The 17,624-nt window shown below is 45.8% G+C and carries 11 protein-coding genes, 1 tRNA gene and 2 rRNA genes (1 of these 14 running past the window's edge); all 14 read right to left on the reverse strand.

The window, feature by feature from the left end; translation table 11 throughout:
* A 23S ribosomal RNA gene (locus tag IGI71_RS15830) occupies window positions 1–728 on the reverse strand; it reaches 2,187 nt to the left of the window's first position.
* A gap of 179 nt (window positions 729–907) precedes the next feature.
* A tRNA-Ala gene (locus tag IGI71_RS15835) sits at window positions 908–980 on the reverse strand.
* 76 nt (window positions 981–1,056) lie between these two features.
* A 16S ribosomal RNA gene (locus tag IGI71_RS15840) occupies window positions 1,057–2,615 on the reverse strand.
* Together the 16S and 23S rRNA genes with 1 tRNA gene alongside form the textbook arrangement of a ribosomal RNA operon.
* 660 nt (window positions 2,616–3,275) lie before the next feature.
* Window positions 3,276–4,769: a lysine--tRNA ligase gene (lysS, locus tag IGI71_RS15845; RefSeq protein ID WP_005230758.1), complete on the reverse strand. Its 1,494-nt coding sequence runs from the start codon at window positions 4,767–4,769 to the stop codon at window positions 3,276–3,278.
* 96 nt (window positions 4,770–4,865) lie between these two features.
* Window positions 4,866–5,879: a tRNA dihydrouridine synthase DusB gene (gene dusB / locus IGI71_RS15850; protein ID WP_005230757.1), complete on the reverse strand. Its 1,014-nt coding sequence runs from the start codon at window positions 5,877–5,879 to the stop codon at window positions 4,866–4,868.
* Window positions 5,880–6,761, reverse strand: a complete 882-nt coding sequence (gene hslO, locus IGI71_RS15855) for an Hsp33 family molecular chaperone HslO (RefSeq protein ID WP_010749001.1) — start codon at window positions 6,759–6,761, stop codon at window positions 5,880–5,882.
* A gap of 142 nt (window positions 6,762–6,903) precedes the next feature.
* Window positions 6,904–9,012, reverse strand: coding sequence for an ATP-dependent zinc metalloprotease FtsH (gene ftsH / locus IGI71_RS15860; protein WP_010749000.1), 2,109 nt, complete (start codon window positions 9,010–9,012; stop codon window positions 6,904–6,906).
* 73 nt (window positions 9,013–9,085) lie between these two features.
* A complete protein-coding gene (hpt, locus tag IGI71_RS15865; RefSeq protein ID WP_005230750.1) occupies window positions 9,086–9,631 on the reverse strand; it encodes a hypoxanthine phosphoribosyltransferase in 546 nt (181 codons plus the stop codon).
* A gap of 19 nt (window positions 9,632–9,650) precedes the next feature.
* The gene (gene tilS / locus IGI71_RS15870) at window positions 9,651–11,051 is read right to left on the reverse strand and encodes a tRNA lysidine(34) synthetase TilS (RefSeq protein ID WP_430615910.1); all 1,401 of its coding nucleotides are present in this window, start codon (window positions 11,049–11,051) and stop codon (window positions 9,651–9,653) included.
* A 100-nt stretch (window positions 11,052–11,151) separates the two neighbouring features.
* The gene (locus tag IGI71_RS15875) at window positions 11,152–11,595 is read right to left on the reverse strand and encodes a S1 domain-containing RNA-binding protein (protein WP_010748998.1); all 444 of its coding nucleotides are present in this window, start codon (window positions 11,593–11,595) and stop codon (window positions 11,152–11,154) included.
* A gap of 74 nt (window positions 11,596–11,669) precedes the next feature.
* Window positions 11,670–12,116, reverse strand: a complete 447-nt coding sequence (locus tag IGI71_RS15880) for an FtsB family cell division protein (protein ID WP_005230746.1) — start codon at window positions 12,114–12,116, stop codon at window positions 11,670–11,672.
* An 83-nt stretch (window positions 12,117–12,199) separates the two neighbouring features.
* Window positions 12,200–12,466 (reverse strand): RNA-binding S4 domain-containing protein, encoded by a 267-nt coding sequence (locus IGI71_RS15885; RefSeq protein WP_005230745.1) that lies wholly within the window; start codon window positions 12,464–12,466, stop codon window positions 12,200–12,202.
* The gene (locus IGI71_RS15890; protein ID WP_010748997.1) at window positions 12,453–14,084 is read right to left on the reverse strand and encodes a polysaccharide biosynthesis protein; all 1,632 of its coding nucleotides are present in this window, start codon (window positions 14,082–14,084) and stop codon (window positions 12,453–12,455) included. The genes IGI71_RS15885 and IGI71_RS15890 overlap by 14 nt, the downstream gene beginning before the upstream one ends.
* Window positions 14,085–14,099: 15 nt before the next feature.
* A complete protein-coding gene (mfd, locus tag IGI71_RS15895) occupies window positions 14,100–17,618 on the reverse strand; it encodes a transcription-repair coupling factor (protein ID WP_010748996.1) in 3,519 nt (1,172 codons plus the stop codon).
* Between the last annotated feature and the right edge of the window lie 6 nt (window positions 17,619–17,624).

The following is a 17,624-nucleotide window of genomic DNA, read 5'->3' on the forward strand; positions in this document are numbered from 1 at the left end:
TAGATCACATGGTTTCGGGTCTACGACAACATACTCATTCGCCCTATTCAGACTCGCTTTCGCTACGGCTCCGTCTCTTCAACTTAACCTCGCATGCTATCGTAACTCGCCGGTTCATTCTACAAAAGGCACGCTATCACCCATTAACGGGCTCTAACTTGTTGTAGGCACACGGTTTCAGGATCTATTTCACTCCCCTTCCGGGGTGCTTTTCACCTTTCCCTCACGGTACTGGTTCACTATCGGTCACTAGGGAGTATTTAGCCTTGGGAGATGGTCCTCCCGGATTCCGACGGAATTCCTCGTGTTCCGCCGTACTCAGGATCCTCCTAGGTGTTATCCAAATTTCGCCTACGGGGTTTTTACCCTCTTTGACATACTTTTCCAAGTATTTCGACTATCTGAATAGACTACCATATCGGAGTCCTACAACCCCAACAAGCAAGCTTGTTGGTTTGGGCTTTTCCCGTTTCGCTCGCCGCTACTCAGGGAATCGAATTTTCTTTCTCTTCCTGCAGGTACTTAGATGTTTCAGTTCTCTGCGTCTACCTCGACTGCGCTATGTATTCACGCAGACGTAACATCCTATAAAAGATGCTGGGTTCCCCCATTCGGAAATCTCTGGATCATAGCTTACTTACAGCTCCCCAAAGCATATCGGTGTTAGTCCCGTCCTTCATCGGCTCCTAGTGCCAAGGCATCCACCGTGCGCCCTTATTCACTTAACCTTTGACCTTGCGGTCGGTTTTGAGTACTTCTTCTAGCGATAGAAGGTTGCTCAAGAAAATAAGCGTTGAACTTATTAAAAAACTCTTTTAACATTTCAACTCGGTGTGTGTTACTTGTTTTGATTATTTCTTCGATATCCAGTTTTCAATGAACAAAGCTTAACGACCATTGTCGTTAATGGAGCCTAGCGGGATCGAACCGCTGACCTCCTGCGTGCAAAGCAGGCGCTCTCCCAGCTGAGCTAAGGCCCCGGGTATTTACTTGAGAGTAGACCTCTCAAAACTGAACAAAGGCAAACGGTGTGTAGTCTTCCGAAATATTCCTTAGAAAGGAGGTGATCCAGCCGCACCTTCCGATACGGCTACCTTGTTACGACTTCACCCCAATCATCTATCCCACCTTAGGCGGCTGGCTCCAAAAGGTTACCTCACCGACTTCGGGTGTTACAAACTCTCGTGGTGTGACGGGCGGTGTGTACAAGGCCCGGGAACGTATTCACCGCGGCGTGCTGATCCGCGATTACTAGCGATTCCGGCTTCATGTAGGCGAGTTGCAGCCTACAATCCGAACTGAGAGAAGCTTTAAGAGATTAGCTTAGCCTCGCGACTTCGCAACTCGTTGTACTTCCCATTGTAGCACGTGTGTAGCCCAGGTCATAAGGGGCATGATGATTTGACGTCATCCCCACCTTCCTCCGGTTTGTCACCGGCAGTCTCGCTAGAGTGCCCAACTAAATGATGGCAACTAACAATAAGGGTTGCGCTCGTTGCGGGACTTAACCCAACATCTCACGACACGAGCTGACGACAACCATGCACCACCTGTCACTTTGCCCCCGAAGGGGAAGCTCTATCTCTAGAGTGGTCAAAGGATGTCAAGACCTGGTAAGGTTCTTCGCGTTGCTTCGAATTAAACCACATGCTCCACCGCTTGTGCGGGCCCCCGTCAATTCCTTTGAGTTTCAACCTTGCGGTCGTACTCCCCAGGCGGAGTGCTTAATGCGTTTGCTGCAGCACTGAAGGGCGGAAACCCTCCAACACTTAGCACTCATCGTTTACGGCGTGGACTACCAGGGTATCTAATCCTGTTCGCTCCCCACGCTTTCGAGCCTCAGCGTCAGTTACAGACCAGAGAGCCGCCTTCGCCACTGGTGTTCCTCCATATATCTACGCATTTCACCGCTACACATGGAATTCCACTCTCCTCTTCTGCACTCAAGTCTCCCAGTTTCCAATGACCCTCCCCGGTTGAGCCGGGGGCTTTCACATCAGACTTAAGAAACCGCCTGCGCTCGCTTTACGCCCAATAAATCCGGACAACGCTTGCCACCTACGTATTACCGCGGCTGCTGGCACGTAGTTAGCCGTGGCTTTCTGGTTAGATACCGTCAAGGGATGAACGTTTTACTCTCATCCTTGTTCTTCTCTAACAACAGAGTTTTACGATCCGAAAACCTTCTTCACTCACGCGGCGTTGCTCGGTCAGACTTTCGTCCATTGCCGAAGATTCCCTACTGCTGCCTCCCGTAGGAGTCTGGGCCGTGTCTCAGTCCCAGTGTGGCCGATCACCCTCTCAGGTCGGCTATGCATCGTTGCCTTGGTGAGCCGTTACCTCACCAACTAGCTAATGCACCGCGGGTCCATCCATCAGTGACGCAAAAGCGCCTTTCAACTTTCTTCCATGCGGAAAATAGTGTTATACGGTATTAGCACCTGTTTCCAAGTGTTATCCCCTTCTGATGGGCAGGTTACCCACGTGTTACTCACCCGTTCGCCACTCTTTTTCTTTCGGTGGAGCAAGCTCCGGTGAAAGAAAAAGCGTTCGACTTGCATGTATTAGGCACGCCGCCAGCGTTCGTCCTGAGCCAGGATCAAACTCTCATAATGATTTGTTTGAATGACCATACGGTCATTAAGCTCATAAAAATTAACTTTGCTAGCTATTGCTTGCATGTATTTGTTCCAATAAATTGAAACGCCCTACACATTGGTTCGTTTGCTTGCTTTGTTCAGTTTTCAAAGGTCTACCGTGCTGTGTTAGCAACTTTTATATCATATCAGAGTGGCATTTGATTGTCAACTCTTTTTTAAAAGTTTTTTCGCTCGTTGTTTTTCAACTTCGTAGCGGCTGTCTCAGCGACTTAATTAGAATAACAAATGATTTGTTATTTGTCAACAACTTTTTTCAATTAATTTTGTTGATGTATCAACATCAATTAACTATTTTAAAATTGCGACTTCGTTATAATATCATCTGTCGAGCTGTGCGTCAACTACTTTTTTCAATTCTTTTTAGGAATTCATTTAGTCATTTGGCACATGTAATAATATACCAACTAAATCCCTTGCGGTCAATCATTTTCTATGGCTTTTTTCAATTTTTACAAACCCGTCTAATCGCATTGGATCCAGCTTTTATCGTTCGCATTTAATCCGTTTTCTGGCAACTATCGTGGCGTTTTCCCCTCTAATTCCTCGCTGTTTTTCTCCCTGATCCAGCAGACAAGAAAAAAAGCCGCCCATCTCTTGCGAGTGGACGGAGTTTTTTTATCTCATTGTTGGGAATAATAAAACGTCGCGAATCGATTGCGCATCTGTCAACAGCATCACTAAGCGATCGATCCCGATCCCTAATCCACCAGTTGGCGGCATACCGTATTCAAGTGCTTCTAAGAAATCTTCATCCACCCCATGGGCTTCATCATTTCCTGCTTCGCGCTCTTTTTCTTGCCCTTCAAAACGTTCTCTTTGATCGATTGGATCATTTAGTTCCGTGAAGGCATTCGCAAATTCACGACCAACGATAAATAATTCAAAGCGGTCGGTAAAGCGTTCATCTTCTGGATTCTTTTTCGCTAATGGCGAAACTTCCACTGGATGACCGAAGACAAAGGTTGGCTGCTGTAACGTTTCTTCAACAAATGTCTCAAAGAATTCATTGATGATATGGCCAACAGTCATGGCATCAGTGATTTCAACATGATGTTCTTTCGCTAAGCTGCGGGCTTCTTCAACGGACATTGGTTGCCAGAAATCCACACCTGTTTGATTTTTGATTGCATCGACCATATGGATTCGTGCAAAATCGCTAGCTAGATCGACTTCTTGTCCATCGTATTGGATCGTTGCTGTATGCAAGACTTTTTCAGCAGCATTACGGATAATGCCTTCGGTTAGATCCATCACATCTTTAAAATCTGTATATGCCGTATACGCTTCTAGCATCGTAAACTCAGGGTTATGGGTCGTATCGATTCCTTCATTTCGGAAAACGCGGCCGATCTCATAAACTTTTTCCATGCCGCCCACGATCAATCGTTTTAAGTGAAGCTCAAGAGCGATCCGTAAATACAGATCCATGTCTAAGGCATTGTGGTGGGTAATGAAGGGACGAGCCGCTGCACCACCCGCTTGATTATGCAATACTGGCGTTTCGACTTCGATATACCCATGACCGTCAAGGTAACGACGAATTTCGCTGATGATTTGGCTTCGTTTCATGAAACGATCAAAGCTTTCTTTATTACTGATCAAATCCAAGTAACGTTGACGGTAGCGTTGTTCTACGTTCGTCAAGCCATGGTATTTATCAGGCAATGGACGCAATGCTTTTGATAAGATCACGATTTCTTTGGCTTTGATGGTCACTTCGCCGGTATCGGTCTTCATGATCTCGCCAGATACGCCGAAGAAATCACCTAAGTCTGCGTGTTTGAATACTTCGTAAGGTTCATCCCCTACTTGGTCTTTACGTACATATATTTGAATACGGCCTTCGCGGTCTTGTAAATGCGCAAAACCAGCCTTCCCTTTTCCACGTTTTGTAACGATTCTTCCTGCAATGCTTGCTGAAAGATTCATTTCGGCTAATTCTTCTTTGGTTCTTTGATCAAATAACTCATGTAACTCGGCAGAATTATGGGTGCGTTCGAATCGCTTGCCAAAAGGATCAATGCCTTCTTCCCGTAGTTTTTCCATCTTTTCACGGCGAACCAACATTTGATCATTCAATTCTTCTTGTGTTTGTCGTTCCTCTGTCACGAGTTTTCCTCCATTCTTAACTTGGGTTTCCTTCTTATAATGCCAATGATGACACAAAAAATCAAGCCGAACTTTCGAATCGACTTGATTTGTTTCTTATTCCTTAAGAGTTGCTAGCGGCTGTTTTTCGGTCTTTTCCACAAATGCATCTAATAAATCAAAAATCGTCTGCTTATCTTCCGCTTGGTTGATTGCCGCTTTGACTTTGGCTGCCCGCGAAATACCTTTTAAGTAGTACGCAGCATGTTGACGAAATTCTCGCGAAGCGATTTTTTCCCCTTTTAGATCAGCCAACCGTTCTAAATGAAGTTTCGCTGTCGAAATTTTTTCTCGTGGTGTTGGTTCCGGCAATAACTCGCCTGTCTCCAAGTATTGCTTGGTGCGGTGGATCATCCACGGATTGCCTAACGCTGCCCGTCCGATCATCACTGCATCTGCACCGACTTCTTCCAACATTCGTTTGGCATCTTCAGGGGTTTTGACATCGCCGTTGCCCATAAAGGGAATCGTGATACTTTGCTTCACTTGTTTCAACACGTCCCAATCAGCCGATCCTTCATACATCTGTACACGGGTTCTGCCATGCATACCGATCGCTGCGGCACCCGCTGCTTCTGCGGCTTGGGCATTCTCAACCGCAAAGACGTGCTGCTCATCCCAACCGATCCGCATTTTGACGGTAACGGGCTTGTCGATCGCACTGGAAACAGCATGGACCATTTCATAAACCTTGTCGGGATCTAAAAGCCACTTCGCACCAGCTTCTGCTTTGATGATTTTGTTTACAGGACACCCCATGTTGATATCAATGATATCGGCAGTTGTGTTCTCTGCGACAAATTGCGCTGCTTCTACCAAAGATGCTTTATTCCCACCAAAAATCTGAATACTAAGAGGATGCTCCGTCTCGTCAATAAACAGCATCTCAAGGGTCTTCTTATTACGCAGTTGAATCCCTCGGTCACTAATCATTTCACAGACGACTAAACCCGCGCCAAATTCTTTGACTGTCACACGAAATGCAGAATTGGTGATCCCTGCCATTGGCGCAACGACGACGCGGTTAGGAATCTCAACCGAGCCGATCTGCCATGTCTGTCTATCTTTCACTTACGCTTCCGCCTCTTTCTTCAATGCCGCCAATTCCGTTTCATCAAAATGATACTTGTTGCCACAAAATGAGCAGACTGCCTCTGCCCCGTGGTCTTCATCGATCATCGCTTGGATCTCGTCAGCCCCTAAGGTGATGATCGCTGTCGCAAATTTTTCTTTCGTGCAATCACAATGGAACTGGACGGGCATTTTTTCTAGTACTTCGATCGTCGTATCTGGCAACAATGTCGCTAAGATCTCTTCTGGTGATTGGCCTTCATCGATCAAGGTTGATACTCGAGGCAATTCTCCCAAACGTTTTTCGATGGCATCAATGATTTCTTCACTGGCACCAGGCATGATCTGTAGCATAAAACCGCCGGCTGCCCGAATCGAATCATCGGTTTCTACTAATACACTTAGACCAACAGCAGAAGGAATCTGTTCTGACACTGCTAAATAATAAGTAAAGTCTTCCCCAAGCTCCCCAGAGACGATCGGTGTTTGTCCAGAAAAGGGTTCTTTTAGCCCTAAGTCTTTGATCACGGTAAAGATCCCTTGGTCACCCACTGCGCCCTGAACATCCAATTTTCCTTGAGGGTTCAACGGCAGACTGATCTGCGGATTTTTTATGTATCCTTTTACGTCCCCACGACCATTGCTGTCTACGACGATTGCCCCAGCAGGACCATTTCCTTGGATTTTGACGGTCAATTTGTCTTCCCCTTTTAAGGTACTGCCTAATAACAAACTTCCCACCATCGCTCGCCCTAAAGCAGCGGATGCCGTATTCCATGTTTCATGGCGTCGTTGTGCTTCGGCGATCGTTTCTGTTGCCGATACGGCGTATGCTCGGACGAAGCCGTCATATGCTAGTGCTTTTACTAAATAATCCTTCATCTTGATTCTCCTTTTTATTCATTAATGAATCATACTAGGAAGCGCCGCTTTTTTCAACTGAATGTGTTTGAATTTAAGGAAAGTCTTCTTAAATAGAAACAAAAAGGCACCGAGTTTCCTCGGTGCCTTGATACGTCTTATTTTAGGCGTTATCATCTTTGTTTTCTTGATCAGTCGGTTGGCTTTCGCTATTGCGGCGAACATCTTCCAATTGTTGATCAAAATCGTTTGATGGTGCATCTTCGCTGTGTTTTTCTGCAGCTTGCTTCTCTGCATCTTTTTCTTCCAGCGCACGTTTCGCTTCTTCAAACGTTTGAGCTTTTTCACTAGGATACTCAGAGCTTTCGGTTCCTTCAGGCATTTTGCCTTCTTCAAACAAGGATTTGATTGCTTTGGCATCTAATGTTTCATGTTCAAGTAGTTTTTCAGCGATCAATTTGTGCTGTGCACGGTGTTCTTCAATGATTTCATGGGCTTTTTGATGAGCATCCATTAAAATCTTGCGAACTTCTTGATCGATTTCAAAGGCAACTTGTTCAGAGTAAGCTTTTGTTTGACCATAATCACGACCGACAAAGACTTGATGGTTTCCTTCATATTGAACTGGACCTAATTTGTCGCTCATTCCATATTCTGTCACCATGCTTCTTGCAAGCGCAGTTGCTTGTTCAAAGTCATTGGAAGCACCTGTTGATTGTACCCCGAAGATGATTTCTTCAGCCGTACGTCCACCAAGCAACCCAACGATTTGTTCAAACATATCTTCTTTGGTCATCAAGAATTGATCTTCTTTCGGCAAGGCGATCATGTAACCACCCGCACGTCCCCGAGGAATGATCGTTACTTTGTGTACCACACGGGCACGACTCAAGACTAACCCAACAATGGTATGTCCTGCTTCATGGTAAGCAACCATTTCACGTTCGCGTTTGTTGATGACCCGATCTTTCTTCGCAGGACCAGCGATCACGCGGTCTTCTGCTTCATCGATATCTGAAGCATCGATTTTTTTCTTGTTACGACGAGCAGCAACTAATGCCGCTTCGTTCAAGACGTTTTCCAGATCCGCACCGGCAAAGCCTGGTGTTTGTTGGGCAACAACTTTCAAATCAACATCATCTGATAATGGTTTGTTGCGGGCATGGACACGGAGGATCGCTTCACGACCTTTCACGTCTGGACGACCAACCAAAATCTGACGGTCAAAACGACCTGGACGCAGCAACGCTGGATCTAGAACATCCGAACGGTTCGTTGCGGCAATGACGATCACGCCTTCATTCCCATCAAAACCATCCATCTCAACCAATAATTGGTTCAATGTTTGTTCCCGTTCATCATGCCCGCCACCCATACCGGCACCACGTTGGCGACCGACGGCATCGATTTCATCAATAAAGATGATGGCTGGTGCATTTTTCTTCGCTGTTTCAAATAAGTCACGTACCCGGCTTGCACCGACACCGACAAACATTTCAACGAAATCTGAACCAGAGATCGAGTAAAACGGTACGCCAGCCTCACCAGCAACGGCTTTGGCTAGTAACGTTTTCCCGGTTCCCGGAGGTCCCTCAAGTAAGACGCCTGCTGGGATACGAGCACCTAATTCAACGAAACGTCGAGGATCTTTCAAGAATTCCACGACTTCGACAAGCTCTTGTTTTTCTTCTTCTGCGCCGGCTACGTCTGAAAAACGTACGCGGTTGGCTTTTTTATCCGCTTCTTTGGCTTTTGATTTGCCAAAGTTCATCACACGGCCGCCACCGCCACCGCCGCCACCTTGTTGGCTCATCATCATGTAGAAGAAGAAAATGATGATCACAAGTGGTAAGAAACTAACCAAAAGCGATAACCAAATGCCGCTGTTGGATTCTTCTTCGATGGTAGTTTTGACCCCTTCTGCCGAGGCCAAACTAGTGACTTCGCTCAATGTAGAATCATTTGGTAAAATGATCGTTGAAAAGCGGGTCGAACTCGCCTGTGTATTGCCTAAAACAGACAAGCTGTTGTCATTGCTGACGGTTTGTTCTTCATTGTATTCACCCACGATTCGATACACACCGTTAGCGGGTTGAACAGTAAACTGTTTGATCTTCCCGTCTTTCAGTTGCTCTGTAAACGTGGAGTACTCGATCGTTGGGGTCTGCTGATTGCCATTTCCAAAAATGAAATATACGACCATGACCATCGCCAACAAGACAAGTACATAATATAAGGTATTTTTTACCATACCGTTATTTTTCTTATTCATGCGTACCTCCCTGGCTATTTTGTTTTATCAATCCTGACCATTTAATTGTATCACAATTGATTTAGAACAGTCACTAATTTGACTGATAAACACTAGGTTTTAAGACGCCAACGTAAGGTAAGTTTCGATATTGCTCTGCATAGTCCAGTCCATATCCAACAACAAACTCATTTGGCACATCGAAGCCGACATAATCTGCATCGATCTCAACGACACGACCTTCTGGCTTATCTAATAACGTTACGATTTTCACTGATTTCGCTTTACGGTATTTGAATAGATCCACCAGATAAGCCAATGTGCGACCGCTGTCAATGATGTCTTCAACGATCAAGAGATCACGGCCCTCAACATTTGTATCTAAATCTTTGATGATCTTGACTTCTCCAGATGAAATCATGGCATTGCCATAACTTGAGACATCCATGAAGTCTAACTCCAAGTAACAATCCATCTCACGGACGATGTCTGCCATGAAAGGAACGGCACCTTTCAGCACACCTACGACTAGAGGATTTTTATCCGCATAAGCCGCCGTTAATTCTTGACCAAGTTCCACACAACGATTTTTGATTTCGTCACGGGAAATCAAAATTTTCTCAATATCTTTATCTAGCATAAAGTTCTCCTTCCAACTCTTACTTCTGATATTTATAAAGAAGTATGTAGTGTATTTTATCAGTTTCTGGCGCAATACTCAAATAGGAAAATGTATGAGGTAGTAAGGCAATCACCTCTTTTTCAAGGTTTGTGACGACCCAACTTTTTTCTCGCACTTCATTAGGAATTTTTGAATCGATAAAAAAACGACTGATCTTTTTGGTCAGACCACGAGCCAAGCGGATTCGGTCTCCCGGCTGGCGCTTACGCACCACCAGCTCAGAGGAATAGTTTAGCGGTAAATCTTGGGAAAACTCTGACCAATTTGTGATTTTTTTGGGAATATGCTGTTCATTTATCGGAAAATACCCAATCCATTCCTTTTCAGAAAGATAGATCCCCTCCCCTAAAACCAGTCGCTGACTAACTTCTGTCAACGGCGCTGCAGGCTTTTGGGGAACAGTAACAGGTTCCAATAACAATTGGTCATAACTGCGCCGCAGCTGCCACTGTTTGTGCAACGCCAATTGCCATTGCCCTTTCTTTTCATCCAGCAGACGCAATAACTGCGGCAGCTGTTTTTGATTGAGGGGCTGCTTCGTGAAAGCCTCTGCTTGCTGTAAAAAACCCGCATAGAAAAAATAGCGTTGCGCTGGCGAAAACGTCGGCAGCTGTTGCAGATCGATCACTAAGCGAGCAGCTTGCTGTTGAACGAATGCAGACAACCATTGCTGCTGCTCTTGTTGGATCAGCTGATTGGCGAACTGTACTTCTTCAGAAAGCTGTTGAAAATGCGGCAGCAGCTGCGGATTTTCCGCTTTTAAGGCTGGCACTACTTGCTGGCGTAGTCGGTTTCGCAAATACAGCGGTTCGTGATTGCTTTCGTCTTCAAAGTAGGGAATCTGCTGTGCTTGCGCATAGTCGTAAATCGCTGCCTTGCTGACAGTAAGCAGTGGACGCAACAAGATCCCTGTGTGAAAAGGCTGCTGCTGTTTCATCCCGCCAGCCGATCGCAAGCGCCCTTCTCGCATCATCTTCATCAACATCGTTTCTACTTGGTCATCACTGTGGTGAGCAGTCAGCAAAACATCATAGCCTTCTTGAGACATGACGTCGGCAAAAAATGTATAGCGAAAGTTTCGAGCGCTAGCTTCTACGCCGGTTTCTGGCGGATTTTCCCAACACCGTTCATAAAAAGGAATGCCGCGTTCTTGGCAGTACTGCCGTAAAAAAGCCGCTTCCTTGGCAGATGCTGGACGCAATTGATGGTTCACATGTGCCACACCAAAACATGGCTCTTTTTGCATTTCAGGAAACAACTGACAAAAGCTCTGCAACAAGACCATCGAATCGACGCCCGTCGATACCGCCAGCAAAAAGCGGCGGTTTTTATCAGGATCGATGGCAGTGAGTTGCCCTCGAACGGTTTGAATGACCATCGTTTGACCTCCTTTTCATTTGGTAGACCCACAAGAAAGAAAGCTGAAACAAAACGAACCAACAGTTTTGTTCCAGCTTTTTCCAACTTGCTATTCATGTTTAGTTACGGCGTCCGCCGCGGCCACCGCGTTTTCCTTCTGTATTTCGACGTAATGACGAAAGACGATCATCACTATCTTTTAGAAAAGAACTCATCAATGAATCGAAGTCTTGTTTATTTACATTCGTATTTTGATTGCGTGAAAAAGATTTTTTCGGATTTGGTCGATTGAATTCTTTTTTCGGGTATTCACGTTTTTCTTCCGGTTTATCTTCTGCTTTGCGGATCGATAGGCCGATTTTTCCATCGTTGCCGATTGCCGTAACAAGTACTGTCACTTCATCCCCAACAGACAACACGTCGTGAATGTCTTTGACGAATCCGTTTGATACTTCACTGATATGCACCAAACCAGTTTTCCCTTCACCAAGATCAATGAACGCACCAAAATTTGTAATACCAGACACTTTGCCCTTTAGTTTCGCTCCAACTTCGATTGACATATAAAAAATGTTCCTCCTAATTTTTACCCATTTAAAATAATTCAAACTACTGCGCTGAGTAGGTATGACATTGCTTAATCTTGTGACTCTGTGGATGATGATTCTTGTCCGCTTTGCGAAGAACGCTCATTGGTGTTTTGAGAATCCGTCCCGTCTGGCAAGACTGGATAGATTTTTTCGCCATCTTTTGAGTAGAAGAATCGGCTGCGGGCCAATTTTGCCACATACTCATCGTCTTGCAGCAAGGCAACGTCTCGCTCCAGTGAAGCCACCTTTTGTTCTGCCTCTTTTTGTTCGGCGACTGTTTCCGCCTTATATTCCTTTAGCTTTTGCAGGCGCATTTGATCGTTGAACATTTGAATCCCTACGATTGCAAATATCGCTAATGCCGCCACGAAAAACGCCACCAGCCGACGTCGGCGAAACACGACTTGTCGCCGCTCTTTTTCAAACTTGGCAAATTGCTCTTTCGCATAATCGGTCTGCAATAGTTCTATTTTTTTATTTGATTCTTTTGCCACCTGAACTCGCTCCCGTCGCTGTCTTTGTTTTTTACATTATACCAACATCCGCAAAGCTTGTCTAACTGAAAATGCCGTAAAAATCAAGCATTTTCTGAGATTCTTTCCTCTGAAACGATCTCATACATTTTTGCAGCGTCTTCTTTTTTCGTCGATTCATGCAATTCATTGACTTTTACTTCCAAGACCTTATTCCCGAATTGAATACGCATGGTATCGCCTACTTTGACGTCACTGCTTGACTTGGCTAATTTGCCGTTGATCTGAATGCGTCCCTTGTCTGCCACTTCTTTGGCCACAGAGCGACGCTTGATGATACGGGAGATTTTAAGAAATTTATCTAATCTCATGTTTTTCACCTCTTCTTAATAGTTTCTTTCCAAATGGAACTAACAGCCATTCGCGAATCGTTAACAATTTGATTTTGATCGCTGCCCCGATAAAGGCTGCGCCTCCCAGACCGACACCGCCTAGGCAAAAAAGCAGTGCCTGTAGTCGATGGGTCAAAGGACCGTTCAATAAGATCGCAACGAAGCTATAATATAAGAATAGCACGCTTGCCATGATCCCTAAACAAATAAATAGTTTTTTTCCATAATTTCCTTCATGCCAAAAGTGATTGATGCTGCTTTGTGCTCGACGCTGTTCGGAAACCACAAAACAGCATAAGGTCGCGCCTAACCCCAACAGTGTACTGATACTCGCTCCTGCAGTCCCATACGAAGCAGTCAGCGGCCACATCGATAGACATTTGATCAAAAGACCGATCCCCGCAGCGAGCAAGCCGAAGGTATAGGTATTGCGACTTTGTTGAATGCTTTGATAGGCTTGGATCGTCGCCATCAGAGCGATAGAAAAGACAAACAATACCAGCGCCGCATTGCCAGAACCGTCTTTGAATAAGGCAAAGTTAATATAAGGCAGCAAAATCGCTAAGCCCACGGCAGAAGCCGAAGCAATCCCGATCGTTAGGCGCAAATACATTTTTGCCGACTTTTCAAACAGCTGCTGATTTTTTACCGTCAAATACTTGGTCAACGTTGGCAAAAACGTCGAGCTTAACGCCATCGCCACCACAAGACCTAGTTGGACGAGGGGTTGTCCGCGATCATAGATCCCTTTTGAAATTCGGGCTGCTTGTGCCGTCATCCCCCCCGCTTCTAGCGCATTGGTCAATAAAAACGAATCCGCTAACTGGAACAAGATCAAATAGCCGCTATAAATCGTCAACAGACCGCCTTCTAAGAAGAACCGTTTCTTCAACGAGGCGGATAAACCAGCGGGATTTTCTCCTGTACTGGTGACTGGTTTATGCCATAGCGATAAGCGTTTGCCGTTGATTTGTCGGCTATAATAACTTAAGATCCACCACGCCGCAAGGCCCCCGACTAAGGCACCCATCATGGCGACAGTCCCCGTTTGATAAATCGTCCAGCCCAATTGCTGGAAAGCTGCCGCAGCACCTAAAATCACACCAACTCTAAGCAGCTGCTCTACGACTTGGGAAACTGCTGTCGGCACCATTTGCAAATTTCCTTGAAACATTCCTCGATAAAAGGTCAAAGGCGGGACAAATAAGAAGGTAAAAGAAACGACTCGAATCAAGCCCGCCAGTTGGTGGTCCCCCATCACTTGCGCGATCGGACCAGCAAATAAAAAGGTCACCGCCCATAAACTGATCGCAGACCAAAGCACGAAAGGCGTCAACGCTTGCAGCCGTTCCTTGCTTTTCAAAGGATCGGGTTCTTCAGCGACGATGCGGGAGATAAACTGTGGCAACCCTGACAACGCTAACGTCATCGCCAATCCATAAATCGGATAGACTTGTTGATACACATAAAACCCTTCGTCCCCTACCAGGTTCTGAAAAGGGACCCGATAAACGGCACTTAAGATTTTTGCGATAAAGGAAGCGATCGTTAAAATAAACGCCCCTTCCATCGTACGCTTCAATTGTGATTTCGGCATCCCTCTGGTTCCTTTCTAGCCTTGGCTGGCGTATTTTTGTTCCCGTAACGCTTTGACAAAATCTTGGATTTCTAATAGCCAGGTGCTTTCCTTCATCACTGGCGGAATCTGTAATTTGATGGTCATTTGCTCATGATCGACACCCATCGTGGCTTTTAATTTAGTAGCTTTCAATGCTTCAAACAGCTGCTCCACCGAATAATTTTTCGTGCCGACTTTACTCAAAATAAACGACACCGTCTGCTGCTGCTTACGGATAGTTTCTAACAAGGCACGATCGCCGTTCATCTTGATCTCGCCCACCGTTAAGAGATGCGCCACTTCTACAGGGTATTCACCGAAACGGTCTAACAGATCATCTTGAAGTTCATCAACTGCTTCTTGGGATTCCAGCTCACGAATTCGTTTGTAGATCTCGATTTTTTGCCGTTCGTCTTCAATATACGAAGTCGGTAAGTAGGCATCGATCCCCAGATCGATCTCGACGGTCGTTTTTTCTGTTTGGGTATTTTTCCCTTGTTTCCGAGTGACTGCTTCAGACAGCATTTGCGAGTACATGTCAAACCCGACTGCATCGATAAAGCCGTGCTGCTGCGCCCCCAATAGATTACCCGCTCCACGAATCGAAAGATCTCGCATCGCGATTTTGAAACCTGACCCCAACTCGGTAAAGTCCTTAATGGCTTGCAGCCGTTTTTCACTGACTTCATTCAACACTTTTTGCTGTTCGTACATGAAATACGCATAGGCGACCCGATTGCTCCGACCGACACGGCCGCGCAGCTGATACAACGTCGAAAGCCCCATGTAATCGGCATTTTCCACAAACAACGTATTGGCATTGGGAATATCCACACCGGTTTCAATGATCGTCGTCGTCACCAACACATCGTATTGCCCTTCAATAAAGTCAAACAGGGTATTTTCCAATTGAATCTCGGTCATTTGCCCGTGGGCATACGCGATTCGTGCGTCTGGCACTAACGCCTGCAGTTCTTCGACTTTTCGCTCGATCGTATCGACACGATTATAGAGATAAAACACTTGACCTCCCCGTGCCATCTCCCGTTGGATCGCTTCTCGCACTGCTCCTGGATTCATCTCCATCACATAGGTTTGGATCGGGTAACGATTTTCTGGTGGTGTTTCGATCACAGATAGGTCCCGTACCCCCAGCATCGACATATGCAATGTTCGTGGGATCGGCGTTGCCGTCAACGTCAACACATCGACTTGCGAACGCAGTTGTTTCAAGCGCTCTTTGTGTTTGACCCCAAACCGTTGTTCTTCATCGATCACCAATAAGCCCAAATCAGCAAACTCGACATCTTTTGACAATAATCGGTGGGTCCCCACCAAAATATCGACTTGCCCTTTGCGCACTTGCTCGATCGTTTCATTCTGCTGTTTTTTCGTCCGAAAACGACTCAGTACCCCAACATTGACGGGGAATCCTTCAAAACGATCGACCATCGTTTCATAGTGCTGCTGCGCCAAGATCGTTGTCGGTACTAAGAAAGCCACTTGTTTGCTTTCTTTGATCGCTTTAAAAGCAGCCCGCAGCGCCACTTCTGTTTTCCCAAAACCGACATCCCCGACTAACAAGCGGTCCATCGGCTTTTCTTTTTCCATATCCCGCTTGATCTCTGCCGTACTGCGCAGCTGATCATCGGTTTCCGAATACGGAAAGGCATCTTCAAACTCTTTTTGATAGGCATCGTCTGGTTGAAAGGCATAGCCTTTTTCTGATTCGCGTTTGGCATACAATAAAATCAAATCATCTGCAATGTCTTCAATTTTAGCCGTCACTTTGCGCTTGGTCTTCGCCCACTCGCTGCCACCTAATTTATTGATTTTCGGTGTTTTCGATTCGGAAGCCACATATTTTTGAATCAAATTCAGTTGGGTGACTGGAATAAAGAGCTTGTCTTCGTTTTGGTACAAGATCGTCATGTAATCTTGGTGGACGCCATCGACTTCTAAGGTTTCCATGCCGATGTACTTCCCGATCCCATGATTCGCATGGACGACATAATCGCCCGCTTTTAACTCATTGTAGCTTTTGAGCCGTTCCGCATTGGTGACATTTTGCCTGCGGGCTCTTTTTTTGTTCATCTTTTGGAAAATTTCTTTTTCCGTAACCACCACTAGCTTGTCTTGCGGCATTTCAAAGCCGCTTTGCAAACGTTCCACCACGATTTGGGTGCGTCCTGTAAACAGGCGATCTTGTTGCGTCTGCACGGCATAGATATCATGATCTCGCAGATCTTGCTCTAACTTCTTGGCCCGCTCTTGGTCACTGACCAGAAAAATCACCGTCTGCTGCTGCTTCTCCCAGCGATCGATTTCAACTTTCAAGAGACCCATTTGGCTGAAAAACTGCTGCATCGGCCGGTATTGGAATTGATGGATCGCTTGGAAGCGAATGTTCCCCATTCCTTTTTGGAATAAAGAAAAGAAGCTGGTCACAAAGGTTTCTTTTTGCAGCAGCTGATGGACATCGATCCCGAATTGCTGTTCAGAAAAGACTCGCAGCTCCGCTAATTTTTGGGTATGCCACTCCGCCTCTTCCCGTTCGATCTCACGATTGGTCTCCATGATCCGAGCATAATCATCGATCATCAAAAAGGCATCTTCAGAAAAATAATCTAAGACACTCGTTTGCTGACGATACAGTAAATCCGTGTAATAACGGGCACTTTCACCAGGAATCCCTGCTTGCCATTGAGAAGCCAACTGGCCAAAATAATCTTCTAAAAAGGCGCGATCGGTTGCTTCTTTGGTGACTGCCAACCGTTTGTTCAATAATTCTTGCAGCTGCTTTTGCCCCGCAGCTAAATCTTCCGCTGAGAAAACCAATTCGGTAGTGGGTAAAATAGCCACTTGCTGCAGCGTTTCCACTGAGCGTTGCGTTTCCACGTTGAAAGAACGCATCGAGTCGATTTCTACATCGAATAACTCGATCCGTACGGGATATTCGGCGTTTAATGGATAAATATCGAGGATGCTCCCACGAATACTGAATTCGCCAGGTTTGCCAATCATTGACTGACGTTCGTAACCCATCAAGATCAATTGTTGCGGCAAACGCTCTAAATCGATCTCATCGCCGATCTGCCATTGAAATTGATTGGCTAACCAGGTTTTCTTTTCAGGCAAATACTTTCGCAAAGCCGCTACCGGCAACACATAGATCCCCGTTTTCCCTTGAGAAACAGCATTCAGCGCTGCCACGCGTTCTTCTCTGGCTTCTGGTGAAGAAAAAGCCATTTCGGCTGACAACACTTCATCCACTGGAAAAACATAGACATCTTCCGTCACATTGCGCAGATCTTCGGCTAGTTGATTTGTATAATAGAGATTTGGGGTCACGACGATCACTTGTTTTTGAAATGCCTGATACACACCAGTGATCGCTAATGTTTTTGCCGATCCAGCTAGACCGGTCAGTAATTGCCGGGGGGCCTGTTCACGTAAACCTGTATGCCAAGCCGCCACTGTCGGCACTTTATTTATTAATTCAATTAAATCCATCTCGGC

This window comes from Enterococcus sp. DIV1279b, assembly GCF_050531515.1.
GTDB classification, from domain to species: Bacteria; Bacillota; Bacilli; order Lactobacillales; family Enterococcaceae; genus Enterococcus_D; species Enterococcus_D casseliflavus.

What these genes read in the sequence shown, in the direction of transcription:
- IGI71_RS15890 (WP_010748997.1), bottom strand. Translation starts at nt 14,084, where the DNA reads ATGCCGAAATCACAATTGAAGCGTACGATGGAAGGGGCGTTTATTTTA.
- ftsH (WP_010749000.1), bottom strand. Translation starts at nt 9,012, where the DNA reads ATGAATAAGAAAAATAACGGTATGGTAAAAAATACCTTATATTATGTA.
- IGI71_RS15885 (WP_005230745.1), bottom strand. Translation starts at nt 12,466, where the DNA reads ATGAGATTAGATAAATTTCTTAAAATCTCCCGTATCATCAAGCGTCGC.
- tilS (WP_430615910.1), bottom strand. Translation starts at nt 11,051, where the DNA reads ATGGTCATTCAAACCGTTCGAGGGCAACTCACTGCCATCGATCCTGAT.
- mfd (WP_010748996.1), bottom strand. Translation starts at nt 17,618, where the DNA reads ATGGATTTAATTGAATTAATAAATAAAGTGCCGACAGTGGCGGCTTGG.
- hslO (WP_010749001.1), bottom strand. Translation starts at nt 6,761, where the DNA reads ATGAAGGATTATTTAGTAAAAGCACTAGCATATGACGGCTTCGTCCGA.
- IGI71_RS15875 (WP_010748998.1), bottom strand. Translation starts at nt 11,595, where the DNA reads ATGTCAATCGAAGTTGGAGCGAAACTAAAGGGCAAAGTGTCTGGTATT.
- hpt (WP_005230750.1), bottom strand. Translation starts at nt 9,631, where the DNA reads ATGCTAGATAAAGATATTGAGAAAATTTTGATTTCCCGTGACGAAATC.